General features: G+C 62.8%; 18 protein-coding genes. 14 read left to right on the forward strand and 4 right to left on the reverse strand.

Annotated features, from left to right (window positions below; translation table 11 throughout):
- The first annotated feature begins 354 nt into the window (after positions 1-354).
- The 12 genes from ccoN (at position 355) to FX982_RS23505 (ending at position 12,054) form a co-directional block, all read left to right on the forward strand.
- Positions 355-1,797 (forward strand): cytochrome-c oxidase, cbb3-type subunit I, encoded by a 1,443-nt coding sequence (gene ccoN, locus FX982_RS23450; RefSeq protein ID WP_172612798.1) that lies wholly within the window; start codon positions 355-357, stop codon positions 1,795-1,797.
- Positions 1,797-2,408 (forward strand): cytochrome-c oxidase, cbb3-type subunit II, encoded by a 612-nt coding sequence (gene ccoO, locus FX982_RS23455; protein ID WP_172612799.1) that lies wholly within the window; start codon positions 1,797-1,799, stop codon positions 2,406-2,408. The genes ccoN and ccoO overlap by 1 nt, the downstream gene beginning before the upstream one ends.
- A 5-nt stretch (positions 2,409-2,413) precedes the next feature.
- A complete protein-coding gene (locus FX982_RS23460; protein WP_172613165.1) occupies positions 2,414-2,635 on the forward strand; it encodes a cbb3-type cytochrome oxidase subunit 3 in 222 nt (73 codons plus the stop codon).
- On the forward strand, positions 2,632-3,612 hold the full coding sequence (gene ccoP / locus FX982_RS23465; RefSeq protein ID WP_172612800.1) for a cytochrome-c oxidase, cbb3-type subunit III: 981 nt from the start codon (positions 2,632-2,634) through the stop codon (positions 3,610-3,612). Before FX982_RS23460 ends, ccoP begins: the two co-directional genes overlap by 4 nt.
- A gap of 56 nt (positions 3,613-3,668) precedes the next feature.
- Positions 3,669-5,084 carry a cytochrome c oxidase accessory protein CcoG gene (ccoG, locus tag FX982_RS23470; RefSeq protein ID WP_172612801.1) on the forward strand — a complete coding sequence of 472 codons (1,416 nt, stop codon included), beginning with the start codon at positions 3,669-3,671 and terminating at the stop codon, positions 5,082-5,084.
- Positions 5,085-5,096: 12 nt separating this feature from the next.
- Positions 5,097-5,630 (forward strand): FixH family protein, encoded by a 534-nt coding sequence (locus FX982_RS23475; protein ID WP_172612802.1) that lies wholly within the window; start codon positions 5,097-5,099, stop codon positions 5,628-5,630.
- Between the two features lie 16 nt (positions 5,631-5,646).
- Entirely contained in the window at positions 5,647-8,121 is a 2,475-nt protein-coding gene (locus tag FX982_RS23480; protein WP_172613166.1) for a heavy metal translocating P-type ATPase, read from the forward strand.
- A gap of 25 nt (positions 8,122-8,146) precedes the next feature.
- Positions 8,147-8,347: a cbb3-type cytochrome oxidase assembly protein CcoS gene (ccoS, locus tag FX982_RS23485; RefSeq protein ID WP_172612803.1), complete on the forward strand. Its 201-nt coding sequence runs from the start codon at positions 8,147-8,149 to the stop codon at positions 8,345-8,347.
- A gap of 5 nt (positions 8,348-8,352) precedes the next feature.
- A complete protein-coding gene (locus FX982_RS23490) occupies positions 8,353-9,120 on the forward strand; it encodes a sulfite exporter TauE/SafE family protein (RefSeq protein WP_172613167.1) in 768 nt (255 codons plus the stop codon).
- 70 nt (positions 9,121-9,190) lie between these two features.
- Positions 9,191-10,573 carry an oxygen-independent coproporphyrinogen III oxidase gene (gene hemN / locus FX982_RS23495; protein WP_172612804.1) on the forward strand — a complete coding sequence of 461 codons (1,383 nt, stop codon included), beginning with the start codon at positions 9,191-9,193 and terminating at the stop codon, positions 10,571-10,573.
- A gap of 134 nt (positions 10,574-10,707) precedes the next feature.
- On the forward strand, positions 10,708-11,442 hold the full coding sequence (gene fnr / locus FX982_RS23500; RefSeq protein WP_122537282.1) for a fumarate/nitrate reduction transcriptional regulator Fnr: 735 nt from the start codon (positions 10,708-10,710) through the stop codon (positions 11,440-11,442).
- A gap of 63 nt (positions 11,443-11,505) precedes the next feature.
- Positions 11,506-12,054 (forward strand): adenine phosphoribosyltransferase, encoded by a 549-nt coding sequence (locus FX982_RS23505; protein WP_122622664.1) that lies wholly within the window; start codon positions 11,506-11,508, stop codon positions 12,052-12,054.
- Positions 12,055-12,275: 221 nt separating this feature from the next.
- Here FX982_RS23505 and recR read toward each other — a convergent pair whose 3' ends face one another.
- The 4 genes from recR to dnaX form a co-directional block, all read right to left on the reverse strand.
- Positions 12,276-12,878 carry a recombination mediator RecR gene (gene recR, locus FX982_RS23510; RefSeq protein ID WP_065988697.1) on the reverse strand — a complete coding sequence of 201 codons (603 nt, stop codon included), beginning with the start codon at positions 12,876-12,878 and terminating at the stop codon, positions 12,276-12,278.
- 69 nt (positions 12,879-12,947) lie between these two features.
- Positions 12,948-13,976 (reverse strand): NADP-dependent oxidoreductase, encoded by a 1,029-nt coding sequence (locus FX982_RS23515; protein ID WP_122622663.1) that lies wholly within the window; start codon positions 13,974-13,976, stop codon positions 12,948-12,950.
- A 182-nt stretch (positions 13,977-14,158) separates the two neighbouring features.
- Complete coding sequence (locus FX982_RS23520; protein WP_065988699.1) at positions 14,159-14,485, reverse strand: YbaB/EbfC family nucleoid-associated protein; 327 nt, start codon at positions 14,483-14,485, stop codon at positions 14,159-14,161.
- A 95-nt stretch (positions 14,486-14,580) separates the two neighbouring features.
- A complete protein-coding gene (gene dnaX / locus FX982_RS23525; RefSeq protein ID WP_172612805.1) occupies positions 14,581-16,716 on the reverse strand; it encodes a DNA polymerase III subunit gamma/tau in 2,136 nt (711 codons plus the stop codon).
- Positions 16,717-16,925: 209 nt separating this feature from the next.
- Between dnaX and FX982_RS23530 the strand changes: the two genes are divergently transcribed.
- Together FX982_RS23530 and acpA are read left to right on the forward strand one after the other, a co-directional pair.
- Positions 16,926-17,702, forward strand: a complete 777-nt coding sequence (locus FX982_RS23530) for a substrate-binding periplasmic protein (RefSeq protein WP_172612806.1) — start codon at positions 16,926-16,928, stop codon at positions 17,700-17,702.
- Positions 17,703-18,018: 316 nt separating this feature from the next.
- On the forward strand, positions 18,019-19,725 hold the full coding sequence (acpA, locus tag FX982_RS23535) for an acid phosphatase (RefSeq protein ID WP_172612807.1): 1,707 nt from the start codon (positions 18,019-18,021) through the stop codon (positions 19,723-19,725).
- Positions 19,726-19,779 lie beyond the last annotated feature (54 nt).

Here is a 19,779-nt window from a genome sequence, read left to right on the forward strand (position 1 = left end):
ATCATTCGCGTCTAAGCTGTGTCCGCACAGTGGACCGGCGACAGCTAGCCACAGGCCCAGCAACAAGATTGTGCCCGGCAACGCAACCCTCTTGCAGACAAGCAGCCTCAGCGCTGTTTTCACCCGCAGGGTTGTATCCAATCCCTCCCACTCACGCGCGCGATCCAGCTCGACCTGTCTTCCTTCCCCCAGGCCACTCAGCCAGAACTCCCTCACGCTTCGGCGACCGGGCGTCTGCGTGCGCCGCGTCTATCGCCTCCGTCGATCCTCAACCACGCCACTGCGTGACGGGCTACGCGCGATCGAAGGTGCGGCTGTTACCACACTAATAAAATACACACCGTGGAACCTGACATGAGCACAGCACCCCGCCCGACTGCTTATAACTACAAGGTCGTCCGCCAGTTCGCCATCATGACGGTGGTCTGGGGCATCATCGGCATGGGCATGGGCGTGTTCATCGCCGCCCAGCTCGTCTGGCCTGACCTGAATTTCGGATTACCGTGGACGACATTCGGTCGCCTGCGCCCCCTGCACACTAACCTGGTTATCTTCGCGTTCGGCGGCTGTGCACTGTTCGGCACGTCCTATTACGTCGTCCAGCGCACCTGTCAGGCGCGGCTGATTTCCGATGGTCTGGCGGCCTTTCATTTCTGGGGCTGGCAGGCCGTGATCATCGGCGCCATCGTCAGCCTGCCGATGGGCTACACCACCACCAAGGAATACGCCGAGCTCGAGTGGCCGATCGCGATCCTGCTGACGATTGTCTGGATCGCCTACGGCGCGGTGTTCTTCGGCACCATCGTCAAACGCAAGACCCAACACATTTATGTCGCCAACTGGTTCTACGGCGCATTCATCGTGGTGACGGCAATGCTGCACATCGTCAACCACATCTCGCTGCCGGTGAGCCTGTTCAAGTCGTATTCGGCGTATGCCGGCGCCACCGACGCGATGATCCAGTGGTGGTACGGGCACAACGCCGTGGGCTTTTTCCTCACAACCGGCTTTCTCGGAATGATGTATTACTTCGTGCCGAAACAGGCCGAGCGCCCGATCTATTCCTATCGCCTGTCCATCGTGCATTTCTGGGCGCTGATCACCCTGTACATCTGGGCCGGCCCGCACCATCTGCACTACACCGCCCTGCCCGACTGGGCGCAATCGCTGGGGATGGTCATGTCGATCATCCTGCTGGTGCCGAGCTGGGGCGGGATGATCAACGGCATGATGACCCTCTCCGGCGCATGGCATAAGTTGCGCACCGACCCGATTTTGCGCTTCCTCGTGCTGTCGCTGGCGTTCTACGGGATGTCGACGTTCGAAGGGCCGATGATGGCGATCAAGACCGTCAACTCGCTTTCCCATTACACCGACTGGACCATCGGCCACGTTCATGCCGGCGCGCTGGGCTGGGTGGCGATGATCTCCATCGGCGCCGTCTACCACATGATCCCGAAACTCTACGGCCGTACGCAGATGCACAGCGTCCCCCTGATCAACACGCACTTCTGGCTCGCCACTGTCGGCACCGTTCTCTATATCGCCGCGATGTGGGTCAACGGCATCACCCAAGGCCTGATGTGGCGCGCAATCAACGACGACGGCACCCTCACCTACTCGTTCGTCGAGGCCCTGCAGGCCAGTCATCCAGGGTACATCGTGCGCGCACTGGGCGGAGGGATTTTCGCCAGTGGCATGCTGTTCATGGCCTACAACGTGTTCCGCACCATTCGTGCAGCGAACACGGAAGAAGCCGAAGCCGCCGCGCAGATTGCCGTCGTGGGGGCCCACTGATGATCAAGCACGAAGCACTGGAAAAGAACATCGGCCTGCTGTCGATTTTCATGGTCATCGCGGTGGCCATCGGCGGGTTGACGCAGATCGTTCCGCTGTTCTTTCAGGACGTCACCACCCAGCCCGTCGAAGGCATGAAGCCGCGCCCGGCGCTGGAGCTCGAGGGCCGCGACGTTTATATCGCCAACGGCTGCGTGGGTTGCCATTCGCAGATGATCCGGCCGTTCCGCGCCGAGACTGAACGCTACGGGCATTACTCTGTGGCCGGTGAAAGCGTCTGGGATCACCCCTTTCTGTGGGGTTCCAAACGCACCGGGCCGGACCTGGCCCGGGTCGGCGGTCGCTACTCGGATGACTGGCACCGCGCGCATTTGAACAACCCGCGGGACCTGGTGCCGGAGTCGATCATGCCGGCCTACCCCTTCCTGGCGGACACCAGGATCGACAGCACGCTGACCGGCAAGAAGATGGCAGTGCTGCGCAGCCTGGGCGTGCCCTACACCGATGCCGATATCGCCGGCGCGAGCGAAGCCGTGAAGGGCAAGACCGAAATGGATGCGCTGGTGGCCTACCTTCAGGGCCTGGGCACCCTCATCAAGAGCAAACGGTGATCGCCATGGACATGGGAACAATACGAGGCCTGGGCACCGTCGTCGTGATGGTGGCCTTCATTGGTCTGGCGTTGTGGGTGTACAGCCCGCGGCGCAAGGCGGAATTCGACGATGCCACGCTGCTGCCGTTTGCCGATGATCCCGAGGCGATTGCGCAGGTCAGACAGGCGCAAGACCAAAGCAAAGAGCACGCCCCCTCCAACGCCGAAAGGAGCCCGAAACCATGAGCACCTTCTGGAGCCTTTACGTCACGGTGCTGACGCTGGGCACGATCTTCGCGATGGGCTGGCTGCTGATCGCCACGCGCAAGGGCCAGCGCGCCGACACCACCGATGAAACCGTGGGCCATTCTTTCGATGGCATCGAGGAATACGACAACCCGCTGCCCAAGTGGTGGTTCTGGTTGTTCATTGGCACCATCATTTTCGCCCTGGGTTATCTGGCGTTTTACCCGGGCCTGGGCAACTGGAAGGGCTTGCTGCCGGGGTACGACTACGCCGACAACGAGAAAAAAATCCAGTTTTCCGACGGCACAACCGGCTGGACCGGCGTGCATGAATGGGAGAAGGAAATGGCCCGCTCCGAAGCGCGCTTCGGACCGATCTTCGCCAAGTTCGCGGCCATGCCCATCGAAGAAGTGGCCAAGGATCCCCAAGCGCTGAAAATGGGTGGCCGGTTGTTTGCCTCTAACTGCTCGGTTTGCCACGGCTCCGACGCCAAAGGCGCCTACGGCTTTCCTAACCTGACCGACGCCGACTGGCGCTGGGGCGGTGATCCGCAGAGCCTCAAAACCACCATCATGAACGGCCGTCATGCCGTGATGCCGGCGTGGGGTGCGGTGATCGGCGATCAGGGCGTGCGGGACGTGTCGGCTTACGTGCTGACCCAGCTGAACGGCCACACGCTGCCGGCTGGTGCGAACGCCGATCCGGCGGCGGGCCAGAAAATCTACGCCACCACCTGCGTCGCCTGCCACGGCCCGCAGGGCAAGGGCGTTGCCGCATTGGGCGCGCCAGACCTGACCCACCCCGGCGCGTTCATCTACGGCGCAAGCTTTGCCCAGCTGCAACAGACCATTCAGTACGGTCGCCAGGGCCAGATGCCGGCACAGGCCTTGCTGCAAGGAAACGATCGGGTGCACCTGCTGGCGGCTTACGTGTATAGCCTGTCCCATGGGGACGAACCGGCGGCAAACTCCGAGTGAAGGATATCGCCGTCGCACACGCTGATGATTCGGCCCGAAGGGCGTAGGACGCTGCCATGAGCAATCAGATTCCGCTGCACAACGTCACGCCGCCGACTGAAAAGGACGGCGACACCGTTGACCTGTATGCCTCGCGGGAGAAGATCTACACCCGCGCGTTCACCGGTTTCTTCCGTAACCTGCGCATGGGCGGCGGCGTTGTGCTGTTCCTGCTGTATTTCGGCACGGTCTGGCTCAACTGGGGCGCGCATCAGGCGGTGTGGTGGAACCTGCCGGCGCGCAAGTTCTACATCTTCGGCGCGACGTTCTGGCCGCAGGACTTCATTCTGTTGTCGGGCATCCTCATCGTCAGCGCGTTCGGGCTGTTCTTCATTACCGTGTTCGCCGGGCGCGTCTGGTGCGGCTATACCTGCCCCCAAAGCGTGTGGACGTGGGTGTTCATGTGGTGCGAAAAGGTCACCGAAGGCGACCGCCACCAGCGCATCAAGCTCGACAAGGCGCCCATGGACGCCAACAAGTTCGCGCGCAAGAGTGCCAAGCACGGCCTGTGGCTGCTGATCGGCCTGGTCACCGGCCTGACCTTCGTCGGCTACTTTTCGCCCATCCGCGAGCTGCTGGCGGACTTCTTCACCGGCGAGGCCGACGGCTGGTCGTATTTCTGGGTCGGCTTCTTCACCCTCGCCACCTACGCCAATGCCGGTTGGCTAAGGGAACAGGTCTGTATCCATATGTGCCCCTACGCGCGCTTCCAGAGCGTGATGTTCGATAAGGACACCCTGATCGTTTCCTACGACCCACGGCGCGGCGAGCCACGGGGTGCGCGCAAAAAGGACACGGATTACAAGGCTGAAGGCCTGGGCGACTGCATCGATTGCACGATGTGCGTGCAGGTCTGCCCCACCGGCATCGACATCCGCGACGGCTTGCAGATCGAGTGCATCGGTTGCGCGGCGTGCATTGATGCCTGCGACTCGATCATGGACAAGATGGACTACCCGCGCGGTTTGATCAGTTACACCACCGAGCACAACCTTTCCGGTCAGGTAACCCATACACTGCGGCCGCGGTTGATCGGCTATGGCCTGGTGTTGCTGGTGATGATCGGCGGGCTCACCGCCGCGTTTCTCACCCGCTCGCTGGTGGGTCTGGACGTCAGCAAGGACCGCATGCTGTACCGGGAAAACGCTGACGGCCGGATCGAAAACGTCTACAGCCTGAAGGTCATGAACAAGGACCAGGTCGACCACACCTACCTGCTCGACGCTACCGGGCTGCCGGACCTGAAGCTGCAAGGCCGTCGCGAGATCAGGGTGCCGGCGGGCGAAATCGTCAGCCTGCCGGTGCAGCTGTCGGTCGCGCCGGAGCAGCTGCCGTCGAGCACCAACGAGGTCAGTTTCAGCCTCAGGGAGATCGAGCACAGCGACACCGAAGTCCACGCCAAGAGCCGTTTCATCGGCCCGTCCATTCGCTGAGAGAAGTCGGAAATGACCGCAGTCACCGCAGCACGTCCCTGGCACCGGCAGCTATGGCCATGGATCATCATCGGCATCCTGACCTGCTCGGTGTCGTTGACCGCGGCGATGGTCACCATCGCCGTGACCCACCCGGACAACCTCGTCACCGACAACTATTACGAGGCCGGGAAAGGCATCAACCGCTCCCTCGATCGCGAGTTGCTGGCTCAGTCCCTCAACCTGCAAGCCCTAGTGGGCCTTGACGAGCTGACCGGCGAAGTGGATGTGCAACTGAGCGGCGCCAGCCAGCCGGAAACCATGGTGCTGAACCTGATCTCCCCGACCCAGCCGGACAAGGACCGTAAAATCGTGTTGGCGCGTAATCCTTCGCAGCCGGGGCGTTACGTCGGGCAGTTGAGCGACAGGGTTGAAGGCCGGCGCTTCGTCGAATTGCTGGGGGTGGAAAACGCCCAGACCTGGCGCCTGTTCGAGGAAGAGCGGATCGTTACCGGGCAGCCACTGACCCTGGGCGACGAGCCTATTCAGGGCGCGGGCAGGCATTGACGTGGACGCCACTCAAATGACGGCCACAGAGATAAAAGCCCTGCGGTCTTGTTACCACTGCACGCTGCCGGTCCCGCCGGGCGGGCGCTTCGTCGCTTCGGTGCTGGGTGAGGCGCGGGAGTTCTGTTGCCCCGGTTGTCAGGCCGTGGCCCACGCCATCGTCGTCGGCGGCCTGGAAAGCTATTACCTGCATCGCAGCGAAGCGTCGGTCAATCCCCAAGTGTTGCCGACGCCTCTGGCCGACGAACAAACCCTCTTTGATCGTCCCGACGTGCAGGCGCCCTTTGTCCGCCATGGGCACGACGATGACGGCGATGTCGCCGAAACCACGCTGATGATCGAAGGCATTACTTGCGCGGCCTGCGGCTGGCTGATCGAACGGCATCTTCGCACGTTGCCCGCCGTGGTCGAGGCGCGGCTGAACCTGTCCAATCACCGCCTGCACCTGCGCTGGCGAGACCAGTCAATGCCCCTGAGCGAGGTGTTGGCCGAGCTGCGCAGCATCGGTTACGCCGGCCACCCTTATCAGGCGGACAAGGCGACCGAGCAGCTGGCCCGGGAAAACCGCCGCAGCCTGCGTCAACTGGGCGTCGCCGGGTTGCTGTGGTTTCAGGCGATGATGGCGACCATGGCGACCTGGCCTGAATTCAACATCGACCTCAGCCCCGAGATGCATACGATCCTGCGCTGGGTGGCGATGTTTCTGACGACACCCATCGTGTTTTATAGCTGTGCGCCGTTCTTCAAAGGGGCGCTGCGCGACCTGCGCGCCCGTCATCTCACGATGGATGTGTCGGTGTCGCTGGCGATCGGCGCGGCGTACCTCGCAGGCCTCTGGACGGCGGGCACCGGGGTTGGCGAATTGTATTTCGACGCGGTCGGCATGTTCGCGCTGTTCCTGCTCACCGGCCGCTACCTTGAACGCCGCGCCCGGGAGCGCACCAGCGCCGCGACGGCGCAACTGGTCAATCTGCTGCCGGCGTCCTGCCTGCGCCTGAGCGCGGACGGCCAGACCGAGCGCATCCTGACTGATCAACTGCGTTTGCTCGATCACGTGGTGGTACACCCCGGCGCGATGTTGCCGGCAGACGGCCGAATCATCGCGGGTCGGTCGAGCATCGACGAATCGCTGCTCACTGGCGAGTACCTGCCTCAGCCACGCGAGGTGGGAGACGCCGTCACCGCCGGCACCGCCAATGTGGAAAGCGTGCTGACAGTAGAAGTCCTTGCCCTCGGCGCTGACACACGGCTCTCTGCCGTCGTCCGATTGCTGGAGCGTGCCCAATCGGAGAAGCCGCCCCTTGCGCAGTTGGCGGACCGCGCGGCGCAGTGGTTTTTGCTGATTTCGCTGGTGCTGGCGGCGTGTGTCGGCGTGGTCTGGTGGGAGCTCGATGCCGCTCGCGCGTTCTGGATTGTGCTGGCGATGCTGGTCGCCACCTGCCCGTGCGCCTTGTCGCTGGCGACCCCGACCGCCCTGACCGCCGCCACCGGCACGCTGCACAGGCTCGGATTGTTGCTGACCCGCGGCCATGTGCTGGAAGGGCTGAACCGAATCGACACGGTGATCTTCGACAAGACCGGCACGCTGACGGAAGGTCGCCTGACGCTAAGAGCCATTCGCAGCCTCGGCGCGCTGAGCAGTGACGACTGTTTGAGCCTGGCGGCGGCCCTGGAAAGTCGCTCCGAACATCCGATTGCCCGGGCGTTCGGGAAAACGCCGCTGACTGCCGAGGGGGTTGTCGCCACGCCGGGGCTAGGCCTTGAAGGCGTCGTTGATGGGCGCCCGTTACGTATCGGTCAGCCCGCGTTTGTCTGCGCCTTGAGTGGCGTCGCCGTGCCATGGATGCCCGACGAGCCCGGTCAGTGGTTGTTGCTGGGGGATGACACACAGGCCCTCGCCTGGCTGGTGCTGGATGATCGGATGCGGGACGACGCGGCTGCCCTGGTCGAAGCATGCAAACAACGCGGCTGGAAGACCTTGCTGTTGTCCGGCGACAGCTCGCCCATGGTGTCCAGCGTCGCTGCTCAGCTACAGATCGATGACGCGCGAGGCAGCCTGCGGCCGGATGACAAGCTCGCCATTCTTCAACGGCTGCGCGCCGAGGGCCGGACCATCCTGGTGATTGGCGACGGGGTTAACGATGTGCCGGTGCTGGCAGCAGCCGACATCAGCATCGCCATGGGTTCGGCGACCGATCTGGCCAAGACCAGCGCCGATGCGGTGTTGTTGTCGAACCGTCTGCAGGTGTTGGTGGAGGCGCTTGGCCTCGCTCGGCGCACACGGCGGATCATTCTGGAAAATCTGGCGTGGGCCGGGTTGTACAACGGCCTGGTGCTGCCCTTCGCGGCGATGGGTTGGGTCACACCGTTGTGGGCGGCGGCGGGGATGTCGGTGAGTTCGCTGGTGGTGGTGTTGAATGCCTTGCGGCTGACACGGACAAAGCGGCTTTCTGCAGAGTCCCTACCTGCCCATCAGACGGTGACCCCATGAATGCACGACCCACCCCGGAGGCCCGATGCCTGCGCTCTACATCATGATTCCGGTGGCGCTGCTGATTGTGGCGGTGGCGATTTACGTCTTTTTCTGGGCAGTGGACAGCGGCCAGTACGACGACCTCGACGGCCCGGCCCACAGCATTCTGTTCGACGATCAAGATCCAGGGCACAAGGCCGGGGTGGATGACGCGGCAGGGAAAGAGAAAGCGGATGATAAATGACGCCTATGCATGACCTCCTCCCCCAACTCCTCTCCGCCCTCGTCCTTGGCCTGCTCGGCGGCGGTCATTGCCTGGGCATGTGCGGCGGTCTGATGGGCGCGCTCACCTTTGCCATCCCCGAGGAGCAACGCGGACGACGCCTGCGTCTGCTGGTGGCCTACAACGTCGGACGTGTTTTCAGCTACGCCTGCGCGGGATTGCTCACAGGCATGCTCGGCTGGGCCGTCGCCAACAGCTCGGGGACGATGCTGTTGCGGGTGATCGCGGGGTTGCTGATGATTACCATGGGCTTGTACCTGGCCGGATGGTGGAGCGGCCTGACCCGCATCGAAGGTCTGGGCCGCGGGGTTTGGTGTTACCTGCAACCGCTGGCGCGCCGCTTGATGCCGGTGTCGACGACGCCCCGGGCGTTACTGCTGGGCGCGGTATGGGGCTGGCTGCCGTGCGGGCTGGTTTACAGCACCTTGCTTTGGTCGGCGAGCCAGGGCAATGCACTGCACAGCGCATTGCTGATGCTCGCGTTCGGGGTCGGTACCTGGCCGGTGCTGCTCGCCACGGGGCTGGCCGCCGAGCGCATCACCGCCCTGCTCCGCCGAAGGAGCGTGCGCGTGGCCGGTGGCGTGCTGGTGATTCTGTTCGGCCTGTGGACACTCCCCGGCCCTCATCAACAGTGGCTGATGGGGCACACGCCTCACACAATGAATCACGAAATGAATCCCGCCATGGATCATTCAGGCATGGTCCACGAGAAATCCCACCCTCCCATCCATTGACCCAGATCAACGCCTTGATCTGCGCGCTCCCTACACTTCCCGCACCGCCATCCTCATCGGGAATGCCCCCATGCTCGACGACCTTCGTTGGGACTCCGAACTCATCCGCCGCTACGATCTGGCGGGGCCCCGTTACACGTCCTACCCCACCGCCGTGCAATTTCATTCGCAGGTTGGCGCCTTCGAACTGTTGCATGCACTGCGCGACAGTCGTAAAGCGTCGCGGCCGTTGTCGCTTTACGTGCACATCCCGTTCTGCGCCAACATTTGCTACTACTGCGCCTGCAACAAAGTCATCACCAAGGACCGCAGCCGCTCGCAGGCGTATCTCCAGCGCCTGGAGCGCGAGATCAGCCTGATCGCCGCCCATGTCGATGACCGTCAGGTGGTGGAGCAACTGCACTTCGGCGGCGGCACCCCGACCTTTCTCAGTCACGTCGAACTGCGCCAGCTCATGGCCCATTTGCGCCAGCACTTCACTCTGCTGGACGACCACTCCGGCGACTACGGCATCGAGATCGACCCGCGTGAGGCGGACTGGTCGACCATGGGCCTGTTGCGCGAGCTGGGCTTCAACCGCGTCAGCCTCGGCGTGCAGGACCTCGATCCGCTGGTACAGCGGGCGATCAACCGTTTGCAGAGCCTTGAAGAAACCCGCGCCATCGTCGAAGCCGCGCGCACCCTGCAGTTTCGCTCGGTGAACATCGACCTTATCTACGGTCTGCCGCTGCAGACGCCAGAGGGTTTTGCCCGCACCGTCGAGCAGGTGATTGCGCTGCAGCCCGACCGGCTTTCGGTGTTCAACTACGCCCACCTCCCCGAGCGCTTCATGCCCCAGCGGCGCATCGACATCGCTCAGTTGCCCGGCCCGGAGCACAAGCTGGAGATGCTCCAGCGCACCGTCGAACAGTTGACCGGCGCAGGCTATCGCTACATCGGCATGGACCACTTCGCCCTGCCCGATGACGACTTGGCGATCGCTCAAGAAGAAGGCACGCTGCAGCGCAATTTTCAGGGGTACACCACCCATGGCCACTGCGATCTGATCGGTCTTGGCGTCTCGGCCATCAGCCAGATCGGCGACCTGTACGCCCAGAACACCAGCGACCTCACCGAGTACCAGACCTTGCTGGCCAGCGACCAACTGGCAACCAAGCGCGGTCTGCGTTGCACCGAGGACGATCAGCTGCGGCGTACCATCATCAGCCAACTGATCTGCCACTTCCGCCTGGATTTCGCCCCTGTCGAGAACGAATTTTCCATTCACTTTCGAGAACATTTCCGAGAGCAGTGGCCTCAGTTACTGACCATGGCCACGGATGGGCTGATTCATCTGGACCCGAAAGGTATCACCGTCACCCCGGCGGGGCGTCTGCTGGTGCGCTCGATCTGCATGGTGTTCGACGCGTATTTGGCCGCGCAGAACCGTCAGCGCTTTTCCCGGGTGATATAGGCCCAAGTGATACAGGAACTTTCCGCCTGGCGCGGAGGAATCATTTCTGGCCATGGAAGGCGCGTGGTAGTCGCAGGGCTGACCGCTGAGTTACCCTTACGACTTATGTGTGTTTCTGCAAAAGGAATTACCCGATGTCTGAGCCAGTCAAACTCCGCGCTCACACCCAGGCTCACTGCAAGGATTGCAGCCTGGCCCCGTTGTGCCTTCCGCTTTCATTGAACATGGAAGACATGGATGCGCTGGACGAAATCGTCAAACGCGGCCGCCCCTTGAAGAAAGGCGATTTCCTGTTTCGCCAGGGCGACACTTTCAATTCCGTCTACGCCGTGCGTTCCGGCGCGCTGAAAACCTTCAGCCTCAGTGACAGCGGCGAAGAACAACTCACCGGCTTTCACCTGCCCAGCGAGCTGGTCGGGCTGTCCGGGATGGACGCCGAGGCGTATCCCGTCACGGCGCAGGCCCTTGAGACCACATCGGTGTGCGAAATCCCCTTCGAACGACTGGACGAGTTGTCGGTGCAACTGCCGCAATTGCGTCGCCAGTTGATGCGGGTGATGAGCCGGGAAATCCGCGATGACCAACAGATGATGCTGCTGCTCTCGAAGAAAACCGCCGACGAGCGCATCGCCACGTTTCTGGTCAACCTCTCCGCCCGCTTCCGCGCCCGCGGCTTCTCGGCAAACCAGTTCCGCCTGAGCATGTCGCGCAACGAGATCGGCAATTACCTGGGGCTGGCGGTGGAAACCGTGTCCCGGGTGTTCACCCGCTTTCAGCAGAACGAGTTGATCGCCGCCGAGGGCAAGGAAATCCAGATCCTCGATCCGATTCAGCTCTGTGCGCTGGCCGGAGGATCGCTGGAAAGCTGATGCATCATGGCCCGGGCGGGCTTAGACTGGCGTCTTTTGAGTCATGTCCTGCCCGAGATCCTTATGATTTTCGACGAAGTCAGCATCAAATCCCTCATCCGCCCTGTGGTGGACTTCCCCAAGCCCGGCGTGATTTTCCGTGACATCACCCCGCTGTTCCAGTCACCCAAGGCCCTGCGCCTGGTCATCGACAGCTTCATCCAGCGGTACATCGATGCCGAGTTCACGCACGTCGGCGCCATGGACGCGCGCGGGTTTCTCATCGGCTCGATCGTCGCCTACGAACTGAACAAACCGCTGGTGCTGTTTCGCAAGCAGGGGAAATTACCGGCGGACGTGTTGGCCGAGGCCTATCAGACCGAATACGGCGAAGCGCTGCTGGAAGTCCACGCTGACAGCTTGTGCGACGGGGATTCAGTGGTGATGTTCGATGACCTGATCGCCACCGGCGGCACCCTGGTCGCCGCCGCCAACCTGATCCGCCGCATGGGCGCCAAGGTTCACGAAGCCGCTGCGATCATCGACCTGCCTGAGCTGGGCGGTTCACAACGCCTGCGCGACATGGAAATCCCGACGTTCTGTTTGACCCAGTTTGCGTTGACGGATAAGTAAGAAGCCACCCGTGGACGTCTGATCACAGCACCAGACGTCAGGCCAGCTGACACTGCTGCTCCTGAGCGAACACGATATTGTGGGAGCGAGCTTGCTCACGAAGAGGCCGGTACCGCCGCCAGATATCTAGCGGTAGGAAGGCTACCTTCGCGAGCAATCTCGCTCCTACAGGTCCTGCAGTCGCTGCAAGACAGGGGGCGTACTGAAGACAGGGAACTTACCTACAACTGAATCGGCTTGCGCCCTGCGAACGAGTGCGCCAGCGTGCCGCCGTCGACCAGTTCCAGCTCGCCACCCAGCGGCACGCCGTGGGCAATGCGCGAAGTGACCAGGCCTTTGTTGGTCAGTAGCTGAGCAATGTAGTGCGCCGTGGCTTCGCCTTCGACCGTCGGGTTGGTGGCGAGGATGACTTCGGTGAACGAGCCCTGCTCTTCGATCCGCGCGACCAGTTGCGGGATGCCAATGGCTTCAGGCCCCAGACCATCCAGCGGCGACAAGTGGCCCTTGAGCACGAAATAACGCCCGCGGTACCCAGTCTGCTCCACCGCATACACGTCCATCGGGCCCTCGACCACGCAGAGCAGCGTGTCGTCGCGCCGGACGTCCGAGCATTGCGGGCAGAGTTCTTCTTCTGTGAGGGTGCGGCATTGTTTGCAGTGACCAACGCCTTCCATCGCCTGACTCAGCGCCTGGGACAGACGCGAGCCACCACTGCGATCGCGCTCCAGCAGCTGCAACGCCATGCGCTGGGCGGTTTTCTGACCGACGCCGGGGAGAATGCGCAGGGAGTCGATCAACTGGCGAATCAGGGGGCTGAAGCTCATTGGAGAAACGTCCGACAAAAACACGAGACGCGGTTTATACCCGCGCCTCCGATTACCGTCAAATCAGGGTCATGAGACCTTGACCACCAGCTTGCCGAAGTTCTTGCCGTCGAGCAGGCCAATGAACGCATCCGGCGCGTTCTCCAAGCCTTCCACCACGTCTTCGCGGAACTTCACCTTGCCGTCTTTCACCAGCGGAATCATGGCCTGCATGAACTCGTCCAGACGGTGGTAGTACTCCTCGTAGACGATGAAGCCCTGAATCTTCGCGCGCTTGGTCAGCAGCGTGCGCATCAGCAGCGGCAGCCGATTCGCCCCTTCTGGCTCGCTCTGGGCGTTGTAATGGGCGATCAGGCCGCACAGAGGCACCCGCGCACGCTCATTGAGCAGCGGTATGACCGATTCCAGCACCTTGCCGCCGACCAGCTCGAAATAGATGTCGATGCCGTTCGGGACGGCCGCCTTCAACTGCTCGGCGAAGTCGTCGCTGCGGTGGTCGATGCAAGCATCAAAGCCCAGCTCGTCGACCACATAACGGCATTTGTCCTCGCCACCGGCAACGCCCACCACCCGCAGGCCATTGAGCTTGGCCACTTGGCCGACCACCGAGCCGACCGCCCCGGAAGCTGCCGCGACGACCAGGGTCTCGCCCGCTTTCGGCTTGCCGATGTCCATCAAGCCCATGTAACCGGTGATGCCCGGCATGCCGAGGACGCCCACCGCCATGGACGGGCTGGGCAAATCCTTCGGCGCCATCAACAGGTTGCTGCCATCGGAAATGCTGTGGGTCTGCCAGCCGGTTTGGCCCACGACAAGATCGCCTTCCTTGAACTTCGGGTTGCGCGACTGCTCGACCACGCTGACCGCACCGCCTTCCATGACCGCGTCGATCTCTACCGGCGCCGCGTAGGACGGGGCGTCGCTCATGCGACCGCGCATGTAGGGGTCGAGGGACAGATAGAGCGTGCGCAATTGCACCTGGCCGTCTTGCAAGTCCGGCAGCGCCTCGCGCTCGAGTCGGAAGTTTTCCGGGGTCGGTGCGCCCTGGGGACGGGATGCCAGGACCACACGCTGGTTGAGGATCAATTCTTGAGTCATCGGATTGGGCTCCATGATGAAGGGTTGCGAGGGTATAGAAAGCAGACCGTGGGCGGCGGGACGGGTTCGGTCGAATGTGGGATTCCATATGACGCGCGTAATGCGGGCGGTCTTGGTGCCGTCCGCAAACAAAAATGCCAGGCGCGAGGGCCTGGCATTCGGGTGTCGCTACAGCGGTCCGATCAGAACGGCATCTTCATGCCCGGCGGCAGTTGCATGCCGGCGGTCATGCTGGCGGTCTTTTCCTGGCTGGCCGCTTCGATCTTGCGCACAGCGTCGTTGACGGCTGCGGCGATCAGGTCTTCGAGAATTTCCTTCTCTTCCTGCATCAGGCTGTCGTCCAGGCTGACGCGCTTGACGTCATGACGCCCGGTCATGACCACGCTGACCAGACCGGCGCCAGACTGGCCGGTCACTTCAGCGTTGGCCAGCTCTTCCTGCATCTTGGCCATTTTTTCCTGCATCTGCTGAGCCTGCTTCATCAGGCCTGCCATGCCACCTTTCATCATGGGAGTTACTCCTCGGAAGTCATTGGATAGAAAGTCGTTGAACAATAAGGGGCGCCCTATCAGCTTAGCGCCCCCGGGAATCATCGGGCGTGGACTTAAGCCTGGGTCGGCGCATCCACCGGAACAATTGTGTCATCGCGAATCGACGCACCGAACTGCTGCATCATCTGCTGGATAAACGGATCGCCGTGAATCGCCGCTTCGGCCTGCTTCTGCCGATCGGCACGCCGACGCGCCGCTGCCTGAGCCGGGGTTTCCTGCTCGGGCTTGATCAGTTCGATACTCAGGTTGAGGGTGCGTTCATGGTATTGGTTCAGCGCGTCGTTCAGACGGCGCTGCTGCGTCGAGTTGAACAGCGCGCTGTGGGCCGGATCCAAGTGCAGCAGCCAGTTGTCGCCCTCCACCGAAATCAGCGTGCAGTTGGCGGCGATGCTGCCGGTCATGCCGGAAATCGGCAGTTTCGGGAACAGCTCAAGCCAGTCCGCCGCCAGCCCGGTGGCAGGCTTGGAAGCCGGCAACAGCTCGGGCTCCTTCTCCACCGCTTCGACCGCTTCGTGGGCCAGGTCATCGAGATAGGCGAACGACGCCGGATCGATGTCGATGTCCGGTTCGTTGTAGTCGTCATCGGGCGGCGGCTCGTCGTCGCGGTCCATGGGCGCCGGCACGTAAGGCGTCGCGTCGGGCACGTGCTCGATCATCTGCAGTGTCACGGCGTCGGCGGCGGCTTGCCGTTGCTCTGACGACTCGACTTCGGGCGCTTCCGGCACAGGGCTCGCGGGGACCGGCGCCGGCATTGGCGTCAGATCAGGCTGCTCGGCCACGGTGTCGAGGACGGGCTCGGGAATCTCGGCGACGGATTCGGAAGCGGGCTGCGAAGACGGCTCTGGTTCAGGCTCTGCTGCAGGGGCTGGCGGTGCGACCTTCGGCTCGTTCCAGGGCAGGTCGATCTCTTCCTCAGCCTTTGCCTTCGCAGGTTGAGCGTCGGGCACGGCCACCGGAGCAGGCTTGGCGATAACAGGCGCTGGCGACGGGGCAGTGACAGGATGGGGTGCTGCGGATGCTGAACGCGCCACCGCTGTCCGGGAATCAACCGTGGCCGGGTTGATCCCCACTGACTTTAACGGTTGCGTCGGCGCGTTGTCGGCGTCTGCGGGCCGGAACGCCAGCATGCGCAGCAGCACCATCTCAAAGCCGCCACGGGGGTCCGGCGCCAACGGCAGATCGCGGCGACCGATCAGGCCCATCTGGTAGTAAAACTGCACGTCTTCGGCGGGCAATGACTGCGCCAGCGCCAGTACGCGATCGCGATCACCGTGGCCGTTATCGACCCCTTCAGGCAGCGCCTGGGCGATGGCGACCCGGTGCAATACGTTGAGAATCTCCGAGAGCACGCCGCTCCAGTCCGGGCCCTGTTCGGCCAGATGGCGCACGGCTTCAAGCAGCGAGCGGGCATCGCCCTCGATCAGCGCAGCCAGCACGTCGAACACCTGGCCGTGATCCAGCGTGCCGAGCATGGCGCGCACGTCGGCCGCCAACACTTTGCCTTCGCCGAAAGCAATTGCCTGATCGGTCAGGCTCATGGCGTCACGCATCGAGCCATCGGCCGCGCGACCCAGCAGCCACAGCGCGTCGTCTTCGAACGGAACGTTTTCCACGCCAAGGACGTGGGTCAAGTGCTCGACCACACGCTCGGGCGTCATGTTTTTCAGGGAGAACTGCAGGCAGCGGGACAGAATGGTCGCCGGCAGCTTCTGCGGATCGGTGGTGGCGAGGATGAACTTGACGTAGGGCGGCGGCTCTTCCAGCGTTTTGAGCAACGCATTGAACGAGTGGCTGGAGAGCATGTGCACTTCGTCGATCAGGTAGACCTTGAAGCGGCCGCGACTGGGGGCGTATTGCACGTTGTCGAGCAGCTCGCGGGTGTCTTCGACCTTGGTGCGGCTGGCGGCGTCGATCTCGATCAGGTCGACAAACCGGCCTTCGTCGATTTCGCGGCACACCGAGCATTCGCCGCAGGGCGTTGACGTGATGCCGGTTTCACAGTTAAGGCACTTGGCGATGATCCGCGCGATGGTGGTCTTGCCGACCCCTCGCGTGCCGGTGAATAAATAGGCGTGGTGCAGGCGCTGACTGTCCAGCGCGTTGATCAAGGCCTTGAGCACATGGGTCTGGCCGACCATTTCGCGGAACGAGCGCGGACGCCATTTACGTGCAAGAACCTGATAACTCATTGAAAACCGTCGCGACTGGGTTGCGGAAGACCGCCAATGCTAGCGGAGCAGGGGCAAAATTGCATCTGATGTCCGCTGCTTTCGCTTTATGATGGCTGGCCTGGCTCCGCAAGACGGCTCCGCGAGATGGTTCCCCCATAAGGTTCCGCACCTGGATTCCGAAGACACAGCAGGCTTGAAGCGTCGCACTGTTACTTCGAGGGATCCGGATGCGAGTGTGGGTGAGTGGCTTGGGACTTTTGGGCGCCGTGGAGTTACTGAGCGCACCTGCTGCGGCGCAAGGCCCGCCCCTGCGTTTCGCCGTGGCCGACAGTTGGTCGATGCCGCTGATGCAAGTGGGTCCCGACGGACCTGAGACCGGCATTCTTTTCGACATCATGGAAAGCCTGGCCCGGCAGATCGGCCAGACTGCCGAATATCGCGTGTATCCACGGCTTCGGGTGCAGGCGGCGACCGAGCGCGGTGACGTCGATGTGCGCTGTTACGCCGCGCAGTCCTGGTTGCCGGACATGTCGGGCGACTACACCTGGAGCCTGCCACTGCTGACCCAGCGCAACGTGCTGGTCGGCAGTGCCTACGACACCGCACCCTTTCAGTTGAGCGCGATTCTCGGCGATCACATCGGCACCGTGCTGGGCTATGCCTACCCGGTGCTGGACCCACTGTTCGCCACGCGCGATTTGATCCGCGAAGACGCCAGACTCCAGGAGCAGGTCCTGCAAAAGCTCTCGGCCCATCGCTACCGATACGCCGTGGACACCCAGTGGTCGCTGGACTGGTACAACCGCGACCAGAAAGCCGACGAGAAACTCAGGGCGGTGTGGGTTATCGATGAACAGCCCGTGGGTTGCGTCGCGCGCAACGACCCGAGCGTACCCGCGCAACGCATCATGCGCACGCTGCTGAGGATGAAGATGTCCGGGGAGATCGAGCGGATTGTCGAGCGGTATCAGGTGCATTCGGGCAACCCCGACGACCCGTATTGAGGCTGCGCCGCTTTCCTGTTGTGAGACTGCCTGCGACTTTCGATTGTGGGGCTGGCGCCGATCGTAGGACCGGCTTTAGCCGGGAAAGCGTCAGGCGTCACACCGCAAGACTGATGGCGTACACACTGGCCTCTTCCCGGCTAAAGCCGGTCCCACTAAAAGATCGCGCGCACTCAGTGGGACCGGCTTTAGCCGGGAAGGCATTAGGTGGCACACCGCAAATTTGATGTCGCCTATCGCTGTAGCAATCCCGTCATGTTCCCTCGCTAGGCTCCGGCGACACATGTTGTAACAACTCGACCTGCGAGCGCCCGCCATGACCAAGAAACCGGAAGATCCCGCACAGGCTTCGGCCCCCCAGACACCGGTGGATGGCAGCCGTCGACGCTTCCTCGGCGGCGTCGCGGTACTGGGCGCCGGCGCGACCCTCAGCGGTGTGGTGGGCGCGGCCGAAGCAGCCCCTGAAGGCAAGCCTGCGACGGACACCCTGTTGACCGGCCCGGCGCTGGACAAAGCGCTGCAGGACAACATCAAAACCATCGTGGTGATCTACGGTGAGAACCGCAGCTTCAATAACCTGTTCGCCAATTTCCCGGGCGTTGAGCACCCGCTTTCAGCCGTGAAACCCGAGCAATACCGCCAGCGCGACCGTGACGGCAAGGTCCTCGACAGCCTGCCGCAGTGCTGGGGGGGCGTCTGCCAGATCGGCCCGCAAAGCGTCGACGGCGTCACCTACGCGACGGGCGTGCAGTATCAGGAAAACCTGCCCAACGCGCCCTTCCCCCTCAAAGGCCCGAGCGGCGAAGACCTGCCATTGAGCGTCGTTACCCGCGACCTGTGGCACGTGTTCTACCAGAACCAGATGCAGATCAACGGTGGCAAGAACGACGCTTTCGTTGCCTGGGCAGACTCCGGCGGCCTGACCATGGGCTACTACGCCCAGACCCAATATTCCCTGCGCCTGTGGGACGTCGCCAAAGAGTTCGTGCTCTGCGACAACTTCTTCCAGGGCGCTTTCGGCGGTTCGTTTCTCAACCACCAGTACCTGATCTCGGCCCGTGCGCCCTTTTATCCGGATGCGGCAAACTCCCCCGCCAAGTCACAGATCGCCGTGCTGGAAAGCAGCGATCCGCTGGACTACCGGCTCAAACCGCTGGAGAAGTCACCCGCCAGCGCCATGACCGGCCCGCCGCAATTCGGCCCGAGCGCGTTGACGCCGGACGGTTACGGCGTCAACACCATGGCCCCGCCCTACTGGCCGACCTGGCTGCGGGACAAGGAGAAACCGGACTATTCGCAGCCGGGGCTGGCCAACGTGCTGGTGCCGCAAACCCATGACCACATCGGCGACAAGCTGTCGAAGAAGAACGTCGACTGGGCCTGGTACGCCGGCGCCTGGCAGGTGACGCTGGACGAGTACAAGGACTCGACCGGCATCCCGAAGATCCCGAACTTCCAGTACCACCACCAGCCCTTCAACTACTTCAAACAGCAAGGGCCGGAAAACCCGGGCGAGCGCCACAAGCGTTTGCGCGACGGTGGCCTGGGGGATGAGTCGAGCACCAATAAATTCCTCGCCGATGCCGAGGCCGGCAAGCTGCCCGCGGTGACCTTCTACAAACCTCAGGGCAACCTCAACATGCACGCCGGTTACGCCGACGTGGCTGCGGGTGATCGACATATCGATCGCGCCATCAAAGTGCTGCGCAACAGCCCGCAGTGGAAAAACATGGTGATCGTCATCACCGTCGATGAAAACGGCGGCTGGTGGGACCACGTCGCGCCGCCGAAGGGCGATCGCTGGGGCCCGGGCACGCGGGTGCCGGCGATTGTCATCTCACCGTTCGCGCGCAAGGGCACGGTCGACCACACGGTGTACGACACCGCCTCGATCCTGCGTCTGATTACGCGGGTGCATGGTCTGGAGAAACTGGAAGGATTGACCGGGCGCGACAACGCCATGGCGGCACGGGGTCAGACGCCGATGGGTGATCTGAGCAACGCGCTGCAGTTTCCGGCGTAGCTCGTTCCAGTGTAGCCGCGCGCGCAACCATCGCTGGCAGGTGGGCTGATCTTA

This window comes from Pseudomonas graminis, from assembly GCF_013201545.1.
In the GTDB taxonomy this organism is placed as follows: Bacteria; Pseudomonadota; Gammaproteobacteria; order Pseudomonadales; family Pseudomonadaceae; genus Aquipseudomonas.

Excerpts from the sequence above, each read along its gene's own strand:
- ccoN (WP_172612798.1), top strand. The coding sequence starts at position 355 with ATGAGCACAGCACCCCGCCCGACTGCTTATAACTACAAGGTCGTCCGC.
- ccoO (WP_172612799.1), top strand. The coding sequence starts at position 1,797 with ATGATCAAGCACGAAGCACTGGAAAAGAACATCGGCCTGCTGTCGATT.
- FX982_RS23460 (WP_172613165.1), top strand. The coding sequence starts at position 2,414 with ATGGACATGGGAACAATACGAGGCCTGGGCACCGTCGTCGTGATGGTG.
- ccoP (WP_172612800.1), top strand. The coding sequence starts at position 2,632 with ATGAGCACCTTCTGGAGCCTTTACGTCACGGTGCTGACGCTGGGCACG.
- ccoG (WP_172612801.1), top strand. The coding sequence starts at position 3,669 with ATGAGCAATCAGATTCCGCTGCACAACGTCACGCCGCCGACTGAAAAG.
- FX982_RS23475 (WP_172612802.1), top strand. The coding sequence starts at position 5,097 with ATGACCGCAGTCACCGCAGCACGTCCCTGGCACCGGCAGCTATGGCCA.
- FX982_RS23480 (WP_172613166.1), top strand. The coding sequence starts at position 5,647 with ATGACGGCCACAGAGATAAAAGCCCTGCGGTCTTGTTACCACTGCACG.
- ccoS (WP_172612803.1), top strand. The coding sequence starts at position 8,147 with ATGCCTGCGCTCTACATCATGATTCCGGTGGCGCTGCTGATTGTGGCG.
- FX982_RS23490 (WP_172613167.1), top strand. The coding sequence starts at position 8,353 with ATGCATGACCTCCTCCCCCAACTCCTCTCCGCCCTCGTCCTTGGCCTG.
- hemN (WP_172612804.1), top strand. The coding sequence starts at position 9,191 with ATGCTCGACGACCTTCGTTGGGACTCCGAACTCATCCGCCGCTACGAT.
- fnr (WP_122537282.1), top strand. The coding sequence starts at position 10,708 with ATGTCTGAGCCAGTCAAACTCCGCGCTCACACCCAGGCTCACTGCAAG.
- FX982_RS23505 (WP_122622664.1), top strand. The coding sequence starts at position 11,506 with ATGATTTTCGACGAAGTCAGCATCAAATCCCTCATCCGCCCTGTGGTG.
- recR (WP_065988697.1), bottom strand. The coding sequence starts at position 12,878 with ATGAGCTTCAGCCCCCTGATTCGCCAGTTGATCGACTCCCTGCGCATT.
- FX982_RS23515 (WP_122622663.1), bottom strand. The coding sequence starts at position 13,976 with ATGACTCAAGAATTGATCCTCAACCAGCGTGTGGTCCTGGCATCCCGT.
- FX982_RS23520 (WP_065988699.1), bottom strand. The coding sequence starts at position 14,485 with ATGATGAAAGGTGGCATGGCAGGCCTGATGAAGCAGGCTCAGCAGATG.
- dnaX (WP_172612805.1), bottom strand. The coding sequence starts at position 16,716 with ATGAGTTATCAGGTTCTTGCACGTAAATGGCGTCCGCGCTCGTTCCGC.
- FX982_RS23530 (WP_172612806.1), top strand. The coding sequence starts at position 16,926 with ATGCGAGTGTGGGTGAGTGGCTTGGGACTTTTGGGCGCCGTGGAGTTA.
- acpA (WP_172612807.1), top strand. The coding sequence starts at position 18,019 with ATGACCAAGAAACCGGAAGATCCCGCACAGGCTTCGGCCCCCCAGACA.